This window comes from Marivita sp. (assembly GCF_022763305.1).
Taxonomy (GTDB): Bacteria; Pseudomonadota; Alphaproteobacteria; order Rhodobacterales; family Rhodobacteraceae; genus Marivita.
Genome location: NZ_JALEGT010000037.1, coordinates 60,491 through 79,640, shown reverse-complemented (window position 1 = coordinate 79,640; position 19,150 = coordinate 60,491). Strand labels below are relative to the sequence as shown.

General features: G+C 59.5%; 33 protein-coding genes. 31 read left to right on the top strand and 2 right to left on the bottom strand.

Annotated features, from left to right (window positions below):
• The 13 genes from MRY75_RS07020 to MRY75_RS06960 all read left to right on the top strand — a co-directional run.
• Positions 1 to 97 (top strand): hypothetical protein (locus tag MRY75_RS07020; protein WP_292306423.1); only part of this gene is annotated, 97 nt, incomplete at its 5' end.
• Between the two features lie 119 nt (positions 98 to 216).
• Positions 217 to 525, top strand: coding sequence for a 30S ribosomal protein S10 (gene rpsJ, locus MRY75_RS07015; protein ID WP_188483786.1), 309 nt, complete (start codon positions 217 to 219; stop codon positions 523 to 525).
• Positions 526 to 537: 12 nt separating this feature from the next.
• On the top strand, positions 538 to 1,380 hold the full coding sequence (gene rplC / locus MRY75_RS07010; protein WP_292306418.1) for a 50S ribosomal protein L3: 843 nt from the start codon (positions 538 to 540) through the stop codon (positions 1,378 to 1,380).
• Positions 1,377 to 1,994 carry a 50S ribosomal protein L4 gene (gene rplD, locus MRY75_RS07005; RefSeq protein WP_292306417.1) on the top strand — a complete coding sequence of 206 codons (618 nt, stop codon included), beginning with the start codon at positions 1,377 to 1,379 and terminating at the stop codon, positions 1,992 to 1,994. The genes rplC and rplD overlap by 4 nt, the downstream gene beginning before the upstream one ends.
• The gene (locus tag MRY75_RS07000; RefSeq protein ID WP_085641680.1) at positions 1,991 to 2,287 is read left to right on the top strand and encodes a 50S ribosomal protein L23; all 297 of its coding nucleotides are present in this window, start codon (positions 1,991 to 1,993) and stop codon (positions 2,285 to 2,287) included. Before rplD ends, MRY75_RS07000 begins: the two co-directional genes overlap by 4 nt.
• A 133-nt stretch (positions 2,288 to 2,420) precedes the next feature.
• The gene (locus MRY75_RS06995; protein WP_292306416.1) at positions 2,421 to 3,140 is read left to right on the top strand and encodes a hypothetical protein; all 720 of its coding nucleotides are present in this window, start codon (positions 2,421 to 2,423) and stop codon (positions 3,138 to 3,140) included.
• A 267-nt stretch (positions 3,141 to 3,407) separates the two neighbouring features.
• Complete coding sequence (locus MRY75_RS06990) at positions 3,408 to 3,746, top strand: zinc ribbon domain-containing protein YjdM (protein ID WP_292306415.1); 339 nt, start codon at positions 3,408 to 3,410, stop codon at positions 3,744 to 3,746.
• 214 nt (positions 3,747 to 3,960) lie between these two features.
• On the top strand, positions 3,961 to 4,803 hold the full coding sequence (gene rplB, locus MRY75_RS06985) for a 50S ribosomal protein L2 (protein WP_292306414.1): 843 nt from the start codon (positions 3,961 to 3,963) through the stop codon (positions 4,801 to 4,803).
• A 3-nt stretch (positions 4,804 to 4,806) separates the two neighbouring features.
• Complete coding sequence (gene rpsS / locus MRY75_RS06980) at positions 4,807 to 5,085, top strand: 30S ribosomal protein S19 (RefSeq protein WP_085628850.1); 279 nt, start codon at positions 4,807 to 4,809, stop codon at positions 5,083 to 5,085.
• A gap of 3 nt (positions 5,086 to 5,088) precedes the next feature.
• Positions 5,089 to 5,469 (top strand): 50S ribosomal protein L22, encoded by a 381-nt coding sequence (rplV, locus tag MRY75_RS06975; protein WP_085641662.1) that lies wholly within the window; start codon positions 5,089 to 5,091, stop codon positions 5,467 to 5,469.
• On the top strand, positions 5,469 to 6,182 hold the full coding sequence (rpsC, locus tag MRY75_RS06970; protein WP_292306413.1) for a 30S ribosomal protein S3: 714 nt from the start codon (positions 5,469 to 5,471) through the stop codon (positions 6,180 to 6,182). Before rplV ends, rpsC begins: the two co-directional genes overlap by 1 nt.
• A 2-nt stretch (positions 6,183 to 6,184) precedes the next feature.
• Positions 6,185 to 6,598, top strand: coding sequence for a 50S ribosomal protein L16 (gene rplP, locus MRY75_RS06965; RefSeq protein ID WP_085628853.1), 414 nt, complete (start codon positions 6,185 to 6,187; stop codon positions 6,596 to 6,598).
• Positions 6,599 to 6,821: 223 nt separating this feature from the next.
• Entirely contained in the window at positions 6,822 to 7,655 is an 834-nt protein-coding gene (locus MRY75_RS06960; protein WP_292306412.1) for a 2OG-Fe(II) oxygenase, read from the top strand.
• Positions 7,656 to 7,673: 18 nt separating this feature from the next.
• Here MRY75_RS06960 and MRY75_RS06955 read toward each other — a convergent pair whose 3' ends face one another.
• Entirely contained in the window at positions 7,674 to 8,294 is a 621-nt protein-coding gene (locus MRY75_RS06955; RefSeq protein ID WP_292306411.1) for a 2OG-Fe(II) oxygenase family protein, read from the bottom strand.
• Positions 8,295 to 8,476: 182 nt separating this feature from the next.
• On the opposite strand from MRY75_RS06955, the gene rpmC reads away from it, so the two are divergent.
• The 11 genes from rpmC (at position 8,477) to rpmD (ending at position 12,819) form a co-directional block, all read left to right on the top strand.
• Positions 8,477 to 8,683, top strand: a complete 207-nt coding sequence (rpmC, locus tag MRY75_RS06950) for a 50S ribosomal protein L29 (RefSeq protein WP_292063933.1) — start codon at positions 8,477 to 8,479, stop codon at positions 8,681 to 8,683.
• Positions 8,684 to 8,698: 15 nt separating this feature from the next.
• Entirely contained in the window at positions 8,699 to 8,929 is a 231-nt protein-coding gene (gene rpsQ, locus MRY75_RS06945) for a 30S ribosomal protein S17 (RefSeq protein ID WP_085639677.1), read from the top strand.
• A gap of 76 nt (positions 8,930 to 9,005) precedes the next feature.
• Positions 9,006 to 9,374, top strand: a complete 369-nt coding sequence (gene rplN / locus MRY75_RS06940; RefSeq protein ID WP_007427594.1) for a 50S ribosomal protein L14 — start codon at positions 9,006 to 9,008, stop codon at positions 9,372 to 9,374.
• On the top strand, positions 9,374 to 9,685 hold the full coding sequence (gene rplX / locus MRY75_RS06935) for a 50S ribosomal protein L24 (protein ID WP_292306410.1): 312 nt from the start codon (positions 9,374 to 9,376) through the stop codon (positions 9,683 to 9,685). The genes rplN and rplX overlap by 1 nt, the downstream gene beginning before the upstream one ends.
• Positions 9,678 to 10,238: a 50S ribosomal protein L5 gene (gene rplE, locus MRY75_RS06930; protein ID WP_292306409.1), complete on the top strand. Its 561-nt coding sequence runs from the start codon at positions 9,678 to 9,680 to the stop codon at positions 10,236 to 10,238. The genes rplX and rplE overlap by 8 nt, the downstream gene beginning before the upstream one ends.
• Before the next feature lie 13 nt (positions 10,239 to 10,251).
• Positions 10,252 to 10,557 (top strand): 30S ribosomal protein S14, encoded by a 306-nt coding sequence (rpsN, locus tag MRY75_RS06925; protein WP_292293583.1) that lies wholly within the window; start codon positions 10,252 to 10,254, stop codon positions 10,555 to 10,557.
• A gap of 12 nt (positions 10,558 to 10,569) precedes the next feature.
• Positions 10,570 to 10,962 (top strand): 30S ribosomal protein S8, encoded by a 393-nt coding sequence (rpsH, locus tag MRY75_RS06920; RefSeq protein WP_292306408.1) that lies wholly within the window; start codon positions 10,570 to 10,572, stop codon positions 10,960 to 10,962.
• Between the two features lie 12 nt (positions 10,963 to 10,974).
• Complete coding sequence (gene rplF, locus MRY75_RS06915; protein WP_292306407.1) at positions 10,975 to 11,508, top strand: 50S ribosomal protein L6; 534 nt, start codon at positions 10,975 to 10,977, stop codon at positions 11,506 to 11,508.
• 12 nt (positions 11,509 to 11,520) lie between these two features.
• Positions 11,521 to 11,874: a 50S ribosomal protein L18 gene (rplR, locus tag MRY75_RS06910; RefSeq protein ID WP_292306406.1), complete on the top strand. Its 354-nt coding sequence runs from the start codon at positions 11,521 to 11,523 to the stop codon at positions 11,872 to 11,874.
• A gap of 166 nt (positions 11,875 to 12,040) precedes the next feature.
• Positions 12,041 to 12,625: a 30S ribosomal protein S5 gene (gene rpsE / locus MRY75_RS06905; RefSeq protein WP_292306405.1), complete on the top strand. Its 585-nt coding sequence runs from the start codon at positions 12,041 to 12,043 to the stop codon at positions 12,623 to 12,625.
• Between the two features lie 5 nt (positions 12,626 to 12,630).
• Entirely contained in the window at positions 12,631 to 12,819 is a 189-nt protein-coding gene (rpmD, locus tag MRY75_RS06900; RefSeq protein ID WP_292306404.1) for a 50S ribosomal protein L30, read from the top strand.
• An 83-nt stretch (positions 12,820 to 12,902) separates the two neighbouring features.
• Here rpmD and MRY75_RS06895 read toward each other — a convergent pair whose 3' ends face one another.
• Positions 12,903 to 13,607 (bottom strand): VWA domain-containing protein, encoded by a 705-nt coding sequence (locus tag MRY75_RS06895; protein WP_292306403.1) that lies wholly within the window; start codon positions 13,605 to 13,607, stop codon positions 12,903 to 12,905.
• 225 nt (positions 13,608 to 13,832) lie between these two features.
• On the opposite strand from MRY75_RS06895, the gene rplO reads away from it, so the two are divergent.
• The 7 genes from rplO to rplQ all read left to right on the top strand — a co-directional run bounded on the left by rplO (position 13,833) and on the right by rplQ (position 19,075).
• On the top strand, positions 13,833 to 14,306 hold the full coding sequence (rplO, locus tag MRY75_RS06890; RefSeq protein ID WP_292306402.1) for a 50S ribosomal protein L15: 474 nt from the start codon (positions 13,833 to 13,835) through the stop codon (positions 14,304 to 14,306).
• Between the two features lie 104 nt (positions 14,307 to 14,410).
• On the top strand, positions 14,411 to 15,775 hold the full coding sequence (secY, locus tag MRY75_RS06885) for a preprotein translocase subunit SecY (RefSeq protein ID WP_292306401.1): 1,365 nt from the start codon (positions 14,411 to 14,413) through the stop codon (positions 15,773 to 15,775).
• Positions 15,772 to 16,413, top strand: a complete 642-nt coding sequence (locus MRY75_RS06880) for an adenylate kinase (protein ID WP_292306400.1) — start codon at positions 15,772 to 15,774, stop codon at positions 16,411 to 16,413. Before secY ends, MRY75_RS06880 begins: the two co-directional genes overlap by 4 nt.
• A 209-nt stretch (positions 16,414 to 16,622) precedes the next feature.
• Positions 16,623 to 16,991 carry a 30S ribosomal protein S13 gene (gene rpsM / locus MRY75_RS06875; protein WP_292268151.1) on the top strand — a complete coding sequence of 123 codons (369 nt, stop codon included), beginning with the start codon at positions 16,623 to 16,625 and terminating at the stop codon, positions 16,989 to 16,991.
• A gap of 15 nt (positions 16,992 to 17,006) precedes the next feature.
• Entirely contained in the window at positions 17,007 to 17,399 is a 393-nt protein-coding gene (gene rpsK, locus MRY75_RS06870) for a 30S ribosomal protein S11 (protein WP_072780049.1), read from the top strand.
• A gap of 115 nt (positions 17,400 to 17,514) precedes the next feature.
• Positions 17,515 to 18,531 (top strand): DNA-directed RNA polymerase subunit alpha, encoded by a 1,017-nt coding sequence (locus MRY75_RS06865; protein WP_292306399.1) that lies wholly within the window; start codon positions 17,515 to 17,517, stop codon positions 18,529 to 18,531.
• A 121-nt stretch (positions 18,532 to 18,652) separates the two neighbouring features.
• Positions 18,653 to 19,075 carry a 50S ribosomal protein L17 gene (gene rplQ, locus MRY75_RS06860; RefSeq protein WP_292306398.1) on the top strand — a complete coding sequence of 141 codons (423 nt, stop codon included), beginning with the start codon at positions 18,653 to 18,655 and terminating at the stop codon, positions 19,073 to 19,075.
• Positions 19,076 to 19,150: the final 75 nt, after the last annotated feature.

Here is a 19,150-nt window from a genome sequence, read left to right as displayed (position 1 = left end):
GATCGCACCGATCGCCATGGAAGACGGCCTCCGCTTCGCCATCCGCGAAGGCGGCCGCACCGTCGGCTCCGGCGTCGTGTCCAAAATCGTCGAGTAATCGTCGTCGATCCAAAATTGCGCGGGGCGGTGTCATGCCGTCCCGTATTCGGTTCGATGAAGGGGCAGGGTGGTCCTGCCTCATCCTCTCAACCGCAACGCCAATAAAGGCTAAGACCAATGCAAAGCCAAAATATTCGCATTCGGCTCAAGGCGTTTGACTATCGTGTGCTCGACGCGTCGACACAGGAAATCGTCAACACCGCCAAGCGGACGGGCGCCACAGTGCGCGGCCCGATCCCGCTGCCGAACAAGATCGAGAAATTCACCGTTCTGCGTGGCCCGCACGTCAACAAGAAGTCGCGTGACCAGTGGGAAATCCGCACCCACAAGCGTCTGCTCGACATCGTTGATCCGACCCCGCAGACCGTTGATGCCCTGATGAAGCTCGACCTCGCCGCCGGCGTGGATGTCGAGATCAAGGTATAAGGAGGGTATCCCGTGATGCGCTCTGGTATCATCGCCAAGAAAGTCGGCATGACCCGGCTTTTCATGGAAGACGGAAAGCAGATTCCCGTGACCGTCCTCCAACTCGACAATCTTCAGGTCGTCGCACAGCGCACACCTGAACAGCACGGCTACTCGGCAGTTCAGCTGGGCACCGGTTCGATCAAGGCAAAGCGCGTGTCCAAGGCGATGCGCGGTCACTTTGCTGCGGCGAACGTGGAACCCAAGCGGAAGGTCGCGGAATTCCGCGTCGCACCCGAGAACCTGATCAACGTGGGTGAAGAGATCACTGCTGACCATTACTTCGAAGGTCAGTATGTGGATGTCTCCGGTACCTCGATCGGTAAGGGTTTTGCCGGTGCCATGAAGCGGCACAACTTCGGTGGTCTGCGTGCCTCGCATGGTGTGTCGATTTCGCACCGTTCGCACGGCTCCACCGGTCAGTGTCAGGATCCGGGCAAGGTCTTCAAAGGCAAGAAGATGGCCGGTCACATGGGTGCCGTCAAAGTGACGACCCAGAACCTCCAGGTTGTGAAGACCGACGCCGAGCGTGGGATCATCATGATCAAAGGCGCCGTTCCCGGTTCCAAAGGTGGTTGGGTGACCGTCAAGGACGCCATGAAGAAGCCGGTTCCGGAAAACGTGATCCTGCCCGCCGCTCTGCGGTCTGCTGGTGAAGAAGCCAAGCGTCTGGCCGAGGAAGCCGCCGCTCAGGCCGCCGCCGAGGAAGCCGCAGCAGCAGAAGCCGCAGCAGCAGAACAGGCCGCCGCGGAAGAAGCCGCTCTGAAGGAAGCAGAAGCTGAAATTCAGGCTGAGAAGAAGGAAGGCGACGAATGAAACTCGACGTGATCAAACTGGATGGCGGCAGCGCCGGGTCGGTCGAGCTGGGCGACGAGATCTTCGGTCTCGAGCCGCGCGCCGACATCCTGCACCGTGTCGTCCGCTGGCAGCGCAACAAGGCGCAAGCTGGCACGCACAAGGTGAAAACACGGTCCGAAGTCAGCTACTCGACCAAGAAGATCTACCGCCAGAAGGGCACCGGTGGCGCACGCCACGGCTCCCGGAAGGCACCGATCTTCCGCAAGGGTGGCATCTACAAGGGCCCGACACCGCGCAGCCACGCGCATGACCTTCCCAAGAAGGTGCGCAAGCTGGGCCTCATGCACGCCCTCTCCGCCAAGGTGAAGGACGGGTCGCTTGTCATCATCGAGAACATCGAGTCCGATGGCAAGACATCGTCCCTGGCCAAGCAGGTCAAGAACCTGGGCTGGAAGCGCGCGCTGATCATCGACGGGGCAGAGGTGAACGAAAACTTCATCCGCGCCGCAGCCAACATCGAGGGTCTCGATGTTCTGCCGTCGATGGGGGCAAACGTCTATGACATCCTGAAGCGTGACACGCTCGTGCTCACGAAGGCGGGTGTCGAAGCACTGGAGGCTCGTCTGAAATGAGCGCGAAAGCTGAACATTACGATGTGATCCGCAAGCCGATCATCACCGAGAAATCCACAATGGCGTCCGAAAACGGGGCCGTGGTCTTCGAAGTGGCGATCGACGCCAACAAACCGCAGATCAAGGAGGCCGTCGAGGCCCTGTTTGGTGTGTCGGTCAAGGCGGTGAACACGACGATCACCAAAGGCAAGGTCAAGCGCTTCCGCGGCCAGCTGGGCAAGCGGAAAGACGTCAAGAAGGCCTACGTGACCCTCGCCGAAGGCAACACGATCGACGTGACCACGGGTCTGTGATCTGGTCGGGCTTCGGCCCGGTCTACGAGAATTGGAAAGCCCCTCGCCAGTGATGGCGGGGGGCTTTTTGTCGTTTGCCGTGCTTTCGTTGGCGATCTAGAATACATGCCTGAAAGCGTCTAAGGCTTTATTTGTGGGTGTTGTTTTTGACAGATTTGCAGCCAATAAGTGCTGCCTTTGTGGATCAACTGAGGATCTCTCGGGCGAACACAAGATTAAGGCCTCATTGATCCGTAGCCATAGCCGCACCAAGGAACTGGGGTTTGTAAATCCAACCGTACCAAAACCAACAATTGCTCAAAGCGCGAAGTCGAAGGCATTTCACTTTAAGTCGAAGATCTGCAAACAGTGTAACTCGGAAAGAACACAGAAAGCTGATCGCGCATTTGACGCCTTTCACCACGAAATGTTGGGTAAACTCCAGCGGAGGGAGAAGCTTTGGCTGTATGAACAGCAGGAATTGGTCCCTGCCGCTTCTCCGGATGAAATCGATCGCTTTCGGTACTTTGCAAAATTGTTGGTTCTCTTTTTAGCCGATGTTCAAGGGCCAAGACCAAAGTCGATTGCCGCTTTCGCTATCGCGGCGAACGATCAAAACCCAATCCTCTTGAGTGTTGCTGAAGATGAGTTACACAAAAAACTCCAAGAGTACGATAAAGAGCTCTATAATTTGAGCCATGGCGGGCTGACGCTCCGATTCAATCGGAGCCTCACTAGAGTACTTAGTATGGAAAGCTCTCTTTCGGCAGGCGGCTTGCGGTATGATTTTTGGATAAATCTCAAACTAATCGCAAACCTTGAGTTACAGATTTTTTGGCGTGATTTTTTGGAAAAAGCGAAAACAAAAATTTGAAAGCCCGGACTACAACCAAGCCGCCAGACCGCCCGGACGGGCTGGCGATTTGGGGAGGGCAGCGCCTCGCTCGGAGGTTCTACGGATGTGGCGTGGATAAAGCGCCGCTGAAGGTCTGTCGGATCGCCATCCCGCGGTCTGGCGCTGGCCCGGCTTGTGCGAGGTGCGTGTGAACACGCACCCTACGGTCCGTCCAATGGGTGCTTTGTCGCACGCTGTCCTTCGGATTTATCTAGTCTCCGCGAAGGCACTGCGGTACTGCGTCTCATGTCAGATACATTACCCCAATGTCCGTCCTGTTCCGGTGTCTACACCTACGATCTCGAAGGGTTACTGAATTGCCCTGAATGTGGTCATGTTTGGTCCAAGCCCGAGGTTTCGTCCGATGACGCATTCGTTGTCCGGGACAGCGTTGGCAATATCCTCGGGGATGGAGATACCGTCGTCGTCATCAAGGACCTCAAGGTCAAAGGCGCTTCGGCGCCGGTGAAGATCGGGACCAAGATCAAAGGTATTCGCCTTGTGAATGCGGATCATGATATTGATTGCACGATCCCAGGCTTCGGTAAGATGGGTCTGAAATCTGAATTCGTGAAGAAAGCCTGAGGAACTCTCGCGTTGGATCGTAAAGACATGCCTCATGTACTTGACGCCACGCGCCACACCGCCTAGGAACCCTCAACCGCGCAGCCCCGGATTCGTCCGGGGCTTCGTTGTTGCGTTAACCGGGGACCTTCGGGGCCCTATACCCATGGCGGATACGTCCGCCCAACATAGCGGGTCCTTCAAGACCTGCACTTGCTAACGGAAGACAGAAAGCATGGCACTCAAGTCGTATAAGCCGACGACGCCGGGCCAGCGCGGGCTGGTGCTGATCGACCGTTCGGAGCTGTGGAAAGGCCGTCCGGTCAAAGCCCTTACAGAGGGTTTGACCAAGTCGGGTGGCCGGAACAACACCGGACGTATCACATCCCGCCGTCGCGGTGGTGGCGCAAAACGCCTTTACCGGATCGTCGATTTCAAGCGGAACAAGTTTGACGTGGGCGCGACCGTCGCGCGCATCGAATATGACCCGAACCGCACCGCCTTTATCGCGCTCGTTCAGTATGACGATGGCGAACAGGCCTACATCCTTGCCCCGCAGCGTCTCGCCATCGGCGACCGCGTGGTCGCATCGGCCAAGGCCGACGTGAAGCCGGGCAACGCGATGCCCTTCTCGGGCATGCCCATCGGGACCATCGTTCACAACATCGAGCTGAAGCCCGGCAAGGGTGGTCAGATCGCCCGTGCCGCCGGCACCTACGCCCAGTTCGTGGGTCGTGACGGTGGGTACGCGCAGATCCGTCTGAGCTCGGGTGAGCTCCGCATGGTCCGCCAGGAATGCATGGCTACCGTCGGTGCCGTGTCCAACCCGGACAACTCGAACCAGAACTTCGGTAAAGCGGGCCGTATGCGCCACAAGGGCATTCGTCCGTCCGTCCGCGGTGTCGTCATGAACCCGATCGACCACCCGCACGGTGGTGGTGAAGGCCGGACCTCGGGTGGTCGTCACCCGGTGACCCCGTGGGGCAAGCCGACCAAGGGCAAGAAGACCCGCAACAGAAACAAGGCGTCGCAGAAGCTGATCATCCGCTCGCGTCACGCCAAGAAGAAGGGGCGGTAATCCATGTCGCGCTCTGTATGGAAAGGCCCGTTCGTCGATGCCTATGTCTTGAAGAAGGCAGAAGCGTCGCGTGAATCCGGCCGCAACGAAGTCATCAAGATCTGGTCGCGCCGCTCGACGATCCTGCCCCAGTTCGTGGGCCTGACGTTTGGCGTCTACAACGGTCAGAAGCATGTTCCTGTGAACGTCACCGAAGACATGATCGGTCAGAAGTTCGGCGAGTACTCGCCCACTCGGACCTATTACGGTCACGCGGCTGACAAAAAAGCGAAGCGGAAGTAAGTCATGGGCAAGGAAAAGAACCCCCGCCGCGTGGCTGACAACGAAGCCATGGCGAAGCTGCGGATGCTGCGCACCAGCCCGCAGAAACTGAACCTCGTCGCCGGTCTCATCCGCGGCAAGAAAGTGGACAAGGCGCTGAACGATCTGACCTTCTCGAAGAAGCGGATCGCGGTTGACGTGAAGAAATGCCTTCAGTCGGCCATCGCCAACGCCGAAAACAACCACGGGCTTGACGTGGACGAGCTGATCGTCGCCGAAGCCTATGTGGGCAAGAACCTCGTGATGAAGCGTGGCCGTCCGCGGGCACGTGGCCGCTTCGGCAAGATCATGAAGCCGTTTTCGGAGATCACCATCAAGGTGCGTCAAGTCGAGGAGCAAGCCTAATGGGTAACAAGACCAATCCGATCGGCATGCGCCTTCAGGTGAACCGCACCTGGGACAGCCGCTGGTACGCAGACACCAAGGACTACGGCAATCTTCTGCTCGAAGACATCGCAATGCGCGAATTCATCGAGAAAGAGTGCAAGCAGGCCGGTGTCGCCCGTGTCATCATCGAGCGCCCGCACAAGAAGTGCCGCGTGACCATTCACACCGCACGCCCCGGCGTCATCATCGGCAAGAAAGGCGCGGACATCGAAACCCTGCGCAAGAAGCTGGCCGCGATGACCGACAGCGAGCTGCACCTCAACATCGTTGAAGTGCGCAAGCCGGAACTGGATGCGCAGCTGGTCGGCGAAAGCATCGCCCAGCAGCTCGAGCGTCGTGTGTCCTTCCGTCGTGCCATGAAGCGCGCCGTGCAGAACGCCATGCGTATGGGTGCCCTCGGCATCCGCGTGAACGTTGCCGGTCGTCTGGGTGGTGCGGAAATCGCACGGACCGAATGGTACCGCGAAGGCCGTGTGCCGCTGCACACGCTGCGCGCCGACATCGATTATGCCCACGTGGAAGCGGAAACGCCCTACGGCATCATCGGCATCAAGGTCTGGATCTTCAAAGGCGAGATCATGGAGCATGATCCGTCCGCACGGGATCGCAAGGCACAGGAACTGCAAGACGGTCCCGCACCGCGTGGTGCTGGCGGCGGTCGGAGGAACTAATCATGCTTCAACCAAAGCGTACAAAATTCCGCAAGATGTTCAAAGGCCGGATCAAGGGCGAAGCCAAGGGCGGCTCTGATCTGAACTTTGGCACCTTCGGCCTCAAGGCGCTTCAGCCTGAGCGTGTGACAGCACGTCAGATCGAAGCAGCCCGTCGTGCCATGACGCGTCACATGAAGCGTCAGGGCCGTGTCTGGATCCGCATTTTCCCGGATACCCCGGTCACCTCGAAGCCGACCGAAGTCCGTATGGGTAAAGGTAAGGGTTCGGTGGATTACTGGGCCGCCAAGGTGAAGCCGGGCCGCGTGATGTTCGAAATCGACGGCGTCGGTGAAGACATTGCCCGCGAAGCTCTGCGTCTGGCCGCGATGAAGCTGCCGATCAAGACCCGCGTCGTGGTTCGCGAGGACTGGTAAGCGGTTCGGTGCGTGCAGGCACGCACCCTAAGAAATCAGGAACCCCCGGTGCGAAAGTGCCGGGGGTTTTTTGTTTCCCGGGCCTTGGGAAATTGCCGTGAAAACGCGGAATTGTTGGTCCTGCTGCCGGAAAACCTTGCCACATTTCCCCCAAAACTTGACGCAATGGGGGGACTCTCGACTAGACTTTACCGGAATGTGACTGGCTCGGAGAATGTCGAAAATGGCGATCCTGAATCTTGATCCTGAAACGCTGTTGATCTCCAACGAGGATGCGCGCGCTGCGGCTCAGCCCTACGGCGAAACATATCAGAACCAGGATCCGTACCCGTATGGCGGGTTCGATAATTTCCTTCCCGAAGAGATCCTGGAACGGGTGCTCGCGGAACTGTCGGAACTTCCGGAAGCGGAAGACGCGTTTGACCGGGCGCAGGAAAAGCTCAAGAGTTCGTATCTTCCCGAACGCCTGCCGCCCTACACGCGCGCCTTATTCTATGCCCTGAATTCACGGCCCATGCTGTTGTTCCTGCAGGAGCTGAGCGGAATCCGTGGGCTGATCCCGGATCCGTATTTCATGGGCGGCGGTATTCACAAGGTCGCCAATGGCGGCCATCTCGATATCCACGCCGACTTCAACCACCACAAGTTCATGAACCTCGAACGTCGGTTGAACGTTCTGATCTACCTGAACAAGGACTGGAAAAAGGAATACGGCGGGTCGTTCGAGATCTGGAACAAGGACATGTCAGAGCAGGTTGCAGCCTTCGTCCCGGTCTTCAACCGCATGTGCTGTTTCAACACCAGTTCGGACAGCTGGCACGGCAATCCCGAAACGGTCAACCATCCCGACGGTGAGCCGCGCATGTCCATCGCGCTCTATTATTACACCGCGACATGGGATGCGACGCGCAAGTCGCACACAACGCTTTTCAAGCCGAGGCCGGGAACCGCCGACCAACCCGACCGGGTCATTGCCCGACGCGAATGGTTGCAGGACGTGTTGCCGCCGTTCATTCACCGCAAGGTGGCCTACCGCATGCAAAAGCTCGGGTTCTGAGGCTGCGAAAACAGGTGGTCATTCCCACCGGTAATTGAAACTCACCGACACCCGCTCGTCTTCGGACTGGTTCATCACCACCTCGTGGCGCAGCCAGCTTTCCCAGAGCAGGACATCCCCGACCGACGGCTTCACGTAGATGAAGTTCCGCATCTCCTCGCGTGCGTCTTTGCGGCGGGGTGGGGCGGCCATCATCATGGCGTGGCGCGGGTCTTCAAGTTTCAGGGCCGACGCCCCTTCGGGCATGGAGACATAGGTCGTGCCCGAGATCACCGAATGCGGGTGGATATGCGCGGCGTGGTAGCCGCCTTCCGGCAGGATGTTGATCCAAAGATCTTCGAGCACCAGCTTGCGACCGTCCAGATCGAACTCCAGATCTTGGGCAAAGGCGGCGACATGCGCGTCAAGAGATATGACCAGGTCCGCGAAGATCGGGAAGCGCCAAGGCAGGTCCGTCAGGGAAGCGTAGGACGTGTAGCCGGGATAGGCGTTGTCCTCGCACCATTGCTGGCCGGCCTCGTCATCTTCGGCGATGGCGAAACAGGAGTTTTCCATTTCCTCGGCATTGATCGCGGGTCCGTGCTCGGACAGCGGTGCGTGGTAGAGGCGGGTCACGAAGAGGGAAGATATTGTGCTCATGCGCCTCTCATAATATGGGGCGCACGCGTTGGCGAGAGGGCATTGCCCGACCTTGAAAACAAAGGGGTTGCGCCATCGGGCTGTCCGGCCTATACGGCGCGCTCATCCACCTCCACCGGGAATCAGGGTGACCCACGATAACGATGGGGCTCTCCGGTGATGTTGATAGAAAGGAACGGCGCATGAACGCCAAGGAACTGAATGACAAGACCCCGGATCAACTCCGGGATGAGCTTGTCGCGCTGAAGAAAGAGGCCTTCAACCTCCGCTTCCAGCAGGCCACAAGCCAGCTTGAGAACACCGCACGCATCCGTCAGGTGCGCCGCAATGTGGCACGCATCAAGACCGTGCTGAACCAGAAGGCCGCCGCTGCGGCCAGCGACGCGTAAGAGGGAGCCACAGAGATGCCCAAGCGTATTCTTCAAGGTGTCGTCACCTCGACCGCAAACACTCAGACTGTGACCGTGTCGGTCGAGCGTCGCTTCAAGCACCCGGTTCTTCAGAAGACGATCCGGAAGTCCAAGAAATATCGCGCCCATGACGAGGCCGAGAAATTCGCCGTAGGGGACGTTGTCCGCATTCAGGAATGCGCCCCCAAGTCGAAGACCAAACGTTGGGAGGTTATCGCTGAATAAGCGATAGCCTTTCGGCATTTACGAAACCCCCGGGCCAATGTCCTAAAAGGCGGTCCGGGACGTCGGGAGACATACTATGATCCAGATGCAGACCAATCTGGATGTTGCTGACAACTCCGGCGCACGCCGAGTTCAGTGCATCAAGGTTCTGGGTGGGTCCAAGCGGAAATACGCGTCGGTGGGTGACATCATCGTCGTTTCCGTGAAGGAAGCCATCCCACGCGGTCGCGTGAAGAAAGGGGACGTCCGCAAGGCCGTCGTCGTGCGCACCGCCAAGGAAGTCCGTCGCGAAGACGGCACAGCCATCCGTTTTGACCGCAACGCCGCCGTCATCCTGAACAACGCAGGTGAGCCGGTCGGTACGCGTATCTTCGGGCCGGTTGTCCGTGAGCTCCGCGCCAAGAACTTCATGAAAATCATCTCGCTTGCTCCGGAGGTGCTGTAATGGCTGCGAAACTCCGTAAAGGCGACAAGGTGATCGTGCTTGCCGGCAAAGACAAAGGCAAGTCGGGCACCATCGCATCCGTCGATCCGAAGGCCGGCAAGGCAGTCGTCGATGGTGTGAACGTTGCGATCCGCCACGTGCGCCAGTCCCAGACCACTCAGGGCGGCCGCACCCCCAAGGCGATGCCGATCGACCTGTCGAACCTGGCCATCGTTGATGCAAACGGCAAACCGACCCGCGTTGGCTTCAAGATGGAAGGCGACAAGAAGGTCCGTTACGCCAAGACAACAGGGGATGTGATCGATGCTTGATGCTGCAACCTACACCCCGCGCCTGAAGACGACCTATCGCGAGTCGATCAAGGCCGCTCTGAAGGAAGAGTTCGGATATTCGAACGACATGATGATTCCGCGCCTCGACAAGATCGTGCTGAACATCGGCTGCGGTGCAGAAGCTGTCCGTGACAGCAAGAAAGCCAAGGCAGCGGTCGAAGACCTGACAAAGATCGCCGGTCAGCAGGCCGTCACCACCAAGGCAAAGAAATCCATCGCGGGTTTCCGCGTTCGTGAAGAAATGCCGCTTGGTGCAAAAGTCACGCTGCGGGGCGACCGCATGTATGACTTCCTGGATCGCCTGATCACCATCGCAATGCCGCGTATCCGCGACTTCCGCGGTGTGAAGCCGTCCTTTGACGGTCGTGGCAACTTTGCCATGGGCCTGAAAGAGCACATCGTGTTCCCCGAGATCGATTTCGACAAGGTCGACGAAGTCTGGGGCATGGATATCATCATCACGACGACCGCAAAGACCGACGCGGAAGCCAAGGCGCTGTTGAAGCACTTCAACATGCCGTTCAACGCCTGAGGGGACTGATACCATGGCGAAGAAAGCAATGATTGAACGCGAGAAGAAGCGTCAGAAGCTGGTGGAAAAATACGCCGCCAAGCGGGCTGAGCTCAAGGAAATCGCGAACGACGAAAGCAAGCCGATGGAAGAGCGCTTCAAGGCGCGCCTCAAGCTTGCAAAACTGCCGCGGAACAGCGCGCCCTCGCGCCTGCACAACCGCTGCCAGCTCACCGGGCGTCCGCACGCCTATTATCGTAAACTCAAGGTCAGCCGGATTATGCTTCGTGAACTTGCCAGCAATGGACAAGCCCCCGGTATGGTCAAGTCGAGCTGGTAAGGAGGGCATAGTATGAACGATCCTATCGGCGATATGCTCACCCGTATCCGCAACGCACAGATGCGCGGCAAGTCCACCACCCTCACGCCGGCGTCCAAGCTGCGTGCCCGTGTTCTCACGGTGATGGCGGACGAAGGCTATATCCGCGGTTTCGAAGAAACCAAGGATGCCAATGGCCATCCCGCGTATGAAATCAGCCTCAAGTACTACGATGGCACCCCCGTGATCCGCGAACTCAAGCGCGTGTCCAAGCCGGGCCGCCGCGTGTATCTGGGCGTGAACGACATCCCGCAGGTCCGTCAGGGTCTGGGCGTGTCGATCGTGTCCACGTCCAAAGGCGTCATGACCGATGCAAACGCTCGCAGCCACAACGTTGGCGGCGAAGTGCTTTGCACCGTCTTCTAAGGAGGTCCGGCAATGTCTCGTATTGGTAAGAAACCGGTCGAGCTGCCCTCGGGTGTGACTGCATCCGTGTCCGGCCAGACCGTCGAAGTGAAAGGCCCGAAAGGCGCCAAGAGCTTCACCGCGACCGACGATGTCACCATCGTTGTCGAAGACAACGTGATCACCGTCACCCCGCGCGGCAAATCCAAGCGCGCCCGCCAGCAGTGGGGCATGTCCCGCACGATGGTGGCGAACCTGGTGCACGGCGTGACCGACGTGTTCAAAAAAGAGCTGGAAATCCAGGGCGTGGGTTATCGCGCTCAGCTTCAGGGCAATGTTCTGAAACTGAACCTTGGCCTGTCGCATGACGTGGATTTCCAAATTCCGGAAGGTGTGACCGTCACTTGCCCCAAGCAGACTGAGATCGTGATCGAAGGTCAGGATCCCCAGCTGGTTGGTCAGGTGGCTGCCAACATTCGCGACTGGCGTCGCCCCGAGCCCTACAAGGGCAAGGGCATTCGCTACAAGGGCGAATACATCTTCCAGAAGGAAGGCAAGAAGAAGTAAGGACGCAAGGACATGGCAAACAGTAAACGTGATCTGTTCCAGAAGCGCCGTCTGCGCGTTCGGAACAAACTTCGCAAGGTCAATGCAGGGCGCGTGCGCCTCAGCGTTCACCGCTCGAACAAGAACATCAGCGTTCAGCTGATCGACGACGTTCGCGGCGTGACACTGGCAGCGGCCTCTACCATGGAAAAAGAGCTTGGCGGCAAGAACAACGTCGAGTCGGCCCAGAAGGTCGGCGCGGCGATTGCCGAGCGCGCCAAGAAAGCCGGGATCGAAGAAGCCTATTTCGATCGTGGCGGTTTCCTCTTCCACGGCCGCGTCAAGGCTCTGGCCGACGCAGCCCGTGAAGGTGGTCTGAAGATCTAAGAGATCGGTGCGTGCACGCACGCACCCTGCAAACTTCGTAGGCCGGGCTTCTGCCCGGCACACGTTTTGCGGAAGGGCCCACCCCTTCCCGATGATCCGGGAGCTCCGAAAGGCTCACCTGGATTGGTCAAACGGGCCGATGGCCCACAGCACAAAGGATGCCTAAATGGCAGAACGTGAAAACAACCGTCGTGGCAATCGCCGCGAACGTGAAGAGCAGGCGCCGGAATTCGCGGATCGCCTTGTCGCAATCAACCGGGTGTCCAAGACCGTCAAGGGTGGTAAGCGTTTCGGCTTCGCCGCGCTTGTCGTTGTGGGCGATCAGAAAGGCCGCGTCGGCTTTGGCAAAGGTAAGGCCAAGGAGGTCCCCGAGGCCATCCGCAAAGCCACCGAGCAAGCCAAGCGCAAGATGATCCGCGTGCCGCTGCGCGAAGGCCGCACGCTGCACCACGACATAGAAGGCCGTCATGGCGCCGGTAAGGTTGTCATGCGCACAGCCCCGACCGGTACGGGGATCATCGCCGGTGGTCCGATGCGTGCCGTGTTCGAAATGCTGGGCGTTCAGGACGTGGTCGCAAAGTCGATCGGTTCGCAGAACCCCTACAACATGATCCGCGCCACGCTGGACGGCCTGTCCAAAGAGGCAAGCCCGCGCTCCGTCGCGCAGCGTCGCGGCAAGAAAGTGGCTGACATCCTGCCCAAGCGTGAAGACACGCCGCAGGAAAGTGGCCAGGTCGCTGAGGAGGCTTGATCCAGATGGCTAAGACAATCGTTGTAAAGCAGATCGGTTCCCCGATCCGCCGCCCTGAAAAGCAGCGCCAGACGCTGATCGGTCTGGGCCTGAACAAGATGCACCGCACCCGCGAGCTCGAGGACACCCCCTCGGTCCGTGGCATGGTGCGCAGCATCCCGCACCTCGTCGAGATCATCGAAGAGCGCGGCTAAGCGACAGATCCTCCGGGCGCGCCAATATGCGCCTGGTCAGAAACTCTAGAACGCCTGCTGTGCATCAGCGGGCGTTTTTTCGTTCAACCTGCGGTCTCGACGACATTTTCCAGCCAGCCGATCACCGGGCAGCCCAGCGTCATCCGCAGCGCGTCGGTCAATTCGTCGATGGTCTCGGTCGTGACGTAGATCCCGCCGGTGGCATCGGCGAGGCAGCGTGCAACATTGGCCTTGCCGAATTCCTGTTCGGGATTGTTCCACTGGAAATAGCCGTCATGCGGATTGAGCTGGAACCCGATCACGTGAACGGTGAGGTCATAGGCCTGATCGGCCAGCTGTGCACCGAGGGCGCAGGGACGCCCCCCACAGGTCTCGGACCCATCCGTCAGCAGGACAATCACCCCCGGTTCGGTCCGGTATTGCATCACCTCTGCCGCGCGCGCCACCGAGGCCGTCAGGGGCGTGAGCCCACCCGGCGCGAAACTGCGTGTTGCTTCAAGGATGGGCTCCGCAGATTTCTCGATCGGCATGAAGCGCAGCGAGATGCCTTCGCAGGCATCGCCCACCTGTTGCGGTCCGTAGATCATCAAACCGACGCGACGGATGTCCTCGATCTCGGGCAGGGCACGCGCCATGGCCCGCTGGGCCTCGGCGATCTTCGGCAAGCCGCGAATGCCCATCGAGGAATCGATCATCGACGTCGACCCATCGAAGACCAGCATGGCATCGGTCGTGCAGTCGGGATGCACGATTGTCGGAAGCAGGGCGAGGGCCAGTGCAAGTCGCATGTTGCCACTATGCCACCGCAGTCCGGGCGCGCAAGCGTCGGTTGTCGCGTCGGGAACCGATCCTCACATCGGCTTATATGAACCTGTCACCGTGTGCCCCCTTGATCCGGCACGGGCAACCTTCTATACGCCCCCGGTGGCCCATGGGTCACTGAGTCTGAAAACAAGAAAAGCCGCGTTCGTCCCACATCGCTTCGGGGGCGCTTCCGGCAAAGGAGAAGCGATATGAAACTGCATGAACTGCGCGACAATCCCGGCGCAACAAAGCGCAAGAAGCGCGTTGGCCGTGGTCCGGGTTCCGGCCTCGGCAAAATGGGTGGCCGTGGTATCAAAGGTCAGAAATCCCGTTCGGGTGTGGCCATTGCCGGCTACGAAGGCGGACAGATGCCGCTCTACCAGCGTCTGCCGAAGCGGGGCTTCAACAAGCCGAACCGCAAGGCGTTCGCTGTCGTGAACCTGGGCCTGATCCAGAAATTCGTCGACGCCGGCAAGCTTGACGCGAAAGGCACCATTGACGAGGACGCGCTGGTCGCCTCCGGTCTGGTCCGTCGCAAGCTCGACGGCATCCGCGTGCTCGCCAAGGGCGACATCACCGCGAAAGTGACCCTGAATGTCACCGGCGCTTCCAAATCGGCCATCGAGGCGGTTGAGAAGGCTGGCGGTTCACTGACGGTCACAACCGCGCAGGCCGCCGAATAAGAGGTTGTGAGCGGCCTCGGCGCCGCTTACATAGCCTCCAGAGCTTTCCAAACGCCGCCTGAGCCGGACCGCTCATGGCGGCGTTCATCATAAAAGAGACCCGCATGGTATCAGCAGCAGAACAAATGGCCGCGAATACAAGCTGGGCTGCGCTCGGCAAAGCGACCGATTTGCGCAACCGGATTTTCTTCACGCTTGGCCTTCTGATCGTTTACCGCATCGGCACCTTCATTCCCGTTCCGGGGATCGACGGCATCGCCCTGCGCGAATTCATGGAGCAGGCGCAGCAGGGGATCGGGGGCATCCTGACGATGTTCACCGGCGGGGCTCTGGGCCGTATGGGCATTTTCGCCCTTGGCATCATGCCCTACATTTCGGCCTCGATCATCGTTCAGTTGCTGGCGTCCATGGTGCCGTCGCTGGAACAGCTGAAGAAAGAGGGCGAGGCGGGGCGCAAGAAGATCGCGCAATACACCCGTTACGGCACGGTGTTCCTTGCCACGTTCCAGGCCTACGGTCTTGCCGTCAGTCTGGAAGCGGGCGATCTTGTCACCGATCCGGGTTGGTTCTTCCGCGCGTCCTGCGTGATCACCCTTGTGGGTGGTACCATGTTCCTGATGTGGCTGGGTGAGCAGATCACCGCCCGCGGCGTCGGCAACGGGATTTCGCTGATCATTTTCGTCGGCATCATTGCCGAAGTTCCCGCAGCTTTGGCTCAATTCTTTGCCTCGGGTCGTTCGGGTGCCATCAGCCCTGCCGTGATCGTGGGGGTGATCCTCATGGTCATTGCGGTGATTATGTTCGTGGTCTTCATGGAGCGGGCACTCCGAAAGATCACGATCCAGTATCCCCGCCGTCAGATGGGCATGAAGATCGCAGAAGCGCAGAACAGCCACCTGCCGGTCAAGGTCAACCCGTCGGGCGTGATCCCCGCGATCTTCGCAAGCTCTCTTCTGCTGTTGCCGACGACGATCAGCACGTTCAGCGGTCAGCAGACCGGTCCGGTCATGTCGACGATCCTCGCGTATTTCGGCCCCGGTCAGCCGCTGTATCTGCTGTTCTTCGGGGCGATGATCGTCTTCTTCGCCTACTTCTACACCTTCAACGTGTCGTTCAAGGTGGACGATGTGGCCGACAACCTGAAGAACCAGAACGGCTTTGTGCCGGGCATCCGTCCGGGCAAGAAAACCGCCGAATACCTCGAATACGTGGTCAACCGTGTGCTGGTCCTCGGCTCGGCCTACTTGACGGCAGTCTGTCTTCTGCCCGAGGTGCTGCGCGGTCAGTTCGCGATCCCGTTCTACTTTGGCGGCACATCCGTTCTCATCGTGGTTTCGGTGACGATGGATACGATCCAGCAGGTTCAAAGCCATCTTCTGGCGCATCAATACGAAGGTCTCATTCAAAAGTCGCAACTGCGCGGTAAGGGTAAGGCCAAGACCAAACGACGGAGCCCGGCGCGCCGATGAACATCATACTATTGGGCCCGCCGGGTGCGGGCAAAGGCACACAGGCGCGGTTCCTTTGTGACGAACGTGACATGATCCAGCTGTCGACGGGCGACATGTTGCGTGAGGCCAAGGACAGCGGCACCGAGATGGGCAAGATCGTCGCCGACGTCATGGCACGGGGCGAGCTTGTGACGGACGAGATCGTGATCGGTCTGATCCGCGAAAAGCTCAAGGGCGACAAGCAGGGCGGCTTCATCTTCGACGGCTTCCCGCGCACGCTGGCACAAGCCGACGCCTTGGGCGATCTGCTGGCCGAAGAAGGCGAAACGCTTGACGCCGTGATCGAGATGCGCGTCGATGACGAGGCACTGGTGGCCCGCATCACGGCCCGCTCCACCTGTGCGGGATGTGGTGAGGTCTATAACGACCACACCAAGCCGATTCCGGCGGATGGCAAATGCTCCAACTGCGGCGGCACCGAATTCAAGCGCCGCGCGGACGACAACGAGGACAGCCTCAAGCAGCGTCTGATGGAGTATTACAAGAAGACCTCACCGCTGATTGGCTACTACTATGCCAAGGGACAACTGTCCTCGGTTGACGGTCTGGGCGAAATGTCCGCCGTGAAAGCGGACATCGCCAAGGTTCTGGGATAATCGAAAAGGGCGGGATCTCCGCCCTTGACGCCACCGGCAATCACTCCTATCTACCGCCATCTCTTAACCGAGAATCACCGTCGCAGCGCGGGTCGCGCCCGTCTGCGGATCACCTGATCAGCTGGGGGCCCCAAGGGTAAAACCGACGGGCCTTATGTTGTGAAAAAAGGGTCTGGCGCTACGGACCCGCAACGAAAAGGAAGTCATACGTGGCACGTATTGCTGGCGTGAACATTCCCACAGGGAAGCGTGTTCCGATCGCCCTCACCTACATCACCGGTATTGGCCATACCTCCGCAAAAGCCATTTGCGAAGCGGTCAACATCGACGTCACCCGCCGTGTCAACGAACTGAGCGATGCTGAAGTGCTCGCCATTCGGGAACACATCGATGCCAACTACACTGTCGAAGGCGACCTGCGCCGCGAAGTGCAGATGAACATCAAGCGCCTGATGGACCTCGGCTGCTACCGCGGCCTGCGTCATCGTCGCAACCTTCCGGTGCGCGGTCAGCGGACCCACACCAACGCTCGTACCCGCAAAGGCCCCGCAAAGGCTATTGCCGGTAAGAAGAAATAAGGGAGGTCTGCACCAATGGCACGTGATACCCGTCGCGGAGGCAAGAAGAAGGTCTCCAAGAACATCGCAGCTGGCGTCGCCCATGTGAACTCCAGCTTCAACAACACCAAGATCCTGATCTCCGACGTGCAGGGCAACGCGATCTCGTGGTCGTCCGCCGGCACCATGGGCTTCAAAGGCTCGCGGAAATCCACACCTTACGCAGCACAGCTTGCTGCCGAGGATGCGGGCCGCAAGGCACAGGAACATGGCGTCAAGACGCTCGAAGTCGAAGTACAGGGGCCCGGTTCGGGTCGTGAATCGGCTCTGCGCGCGCTGGCCGCTGTCGGCTTCAACATCACCTCGATCCGTGATGTGACCCCGATCGCGCACAATGGCTGCCGCCCGCCGAAGCGCCGTCGCGTCTAAAAGCGAACAACACAATGGCATGGCCCCACCCTTTGGTGGGGTCGTGCTTTCGTCATTTTAACCTCGGGCGTTTTTGCCTTTCGGACATGGGGCAGAAACAAGAATGGAGGGACGCATGATCCACAAAAACTGGGCAGAACTGATCAAGCCGACACAGCTTGAGGTCAAGCCGGGCGCCGATCCGTCGCGCGTGGCGACCGTTGTCGCCGAACCGCTGGAGCGGGGCTTTGGTCTTACGCTCGGCAACGCGCTGCGTCGCGTTCTGCTGTCGTCGCTTCAGGGTGCCGCTATCACCAGCGTTCAGATCGACAATGTTCTGCACGAGTTCTCGAGCGTGGCCGGTGTCCGTGAAGACGTCACCGACATCGTTCTGAACCTCAAGGGTGTGTCGCTCCGTATGGAAGTCGAAGGCCCCAAGCGCGTGTCCATCAATGCCAAGGGTCCGGGCGTTGTCACTGCCGGTGACATCTCGGAAACCAACGGCATCGAAGTGCTGAACCGCGACCATGTGATCTGCCACCTCGACGATGGTGCGGATCTCTACATGGAACTGACGGTCAACACCGGCAAGGGCTATGTCTCGGCCGACAAGAACCGCCCGGAAGACGCGCCCATCGGCCTGATGCCGATCGATGCGATCTATTCGCCGGTCAAGAAGGTCGCCTATGACGTTCAGCCGACCCGCGAAGGTCAGGTTCTGGACTATGACAAGCTGACCATGAAGGTCGAAACCGATGGCTCCGTTACGCCGGAAGACGCCGTGGCCTATGCCGCGCGCATCCTGCAGGACCAGCTGTCGATCTTCGTCAACTTCGACGAGCCGGAATCCTCGCGTCCGCAGGACGACGACGATGGTCTCGAGTTCAACCCGCTTCTGCTCAAGAAGGTGGACGAACTGGAACTGTCCGTCCGTTCGGCGAACTGCCTGAAGAACGACAACATCGTCTACATCGGCGATCTCATCCAGAAGACCGAAGCCGAGATGCTCCGCACCCCGAACTTCGGCCGCAAGTCGCTGAACGAGATCAAGGAAGTGCTGTCTGGCATGGGTCTGCATCTTGGCATGGATGTCGAGGACTGGCCGCCGGACAACATCGAAGACCTGGCGAAAAAGCTGGAAGACAACTTTTAAGGATTTTGGGTGAGGGGCAACCCTCACCCGAACGGGCATCCGCCCCAAGGAGAGCCGCTGACACGCATCGGCGGCCGGACAAAGCAAAAACGCCCGTAGAGGGCACATTAGGAGAAGACACATGCGTCACGCACGAGGCTACCGCCGCCTGAACCGCACCCATGAGCACCGCAAAGCGCTCTTTGCCAACATGGCCGGCTCGCTCATCGAACATGAGCAGATCAAGACCACCCTTCCGAAAGCCAAGGAACTGCGCCCGATCGTTGAAAAGCTGATCACGCTGGGCAAGCGCGGTGACCTGCACGCCCGCCGTCAGGCCGCGGCACAGCTCAAGGAAGACAAGGACGTCGCCAAGCTGTTCGAAGTCCTCGGCCCGCGCTATGCCGAGCGTCAGGGCGGCTATGTCCGCATCCTGAAAGCCGGTTTCCGCTATGGCGACATGGCCCCGATGGCAATCATCGAATTCGTCGACCGTGACGTCGACGCCAAGGGCGCTGCCGACAAGGCCCGTCTGGCCGAGCTGGAAGCCGCCGACGAAGAATAAGACACGCGCCTCAATGGCTCGCGTTTGGCCCCGCCCTTGTGGCGGGGCTTTTTCGTTTCAGCGTCTCTCTTGCTT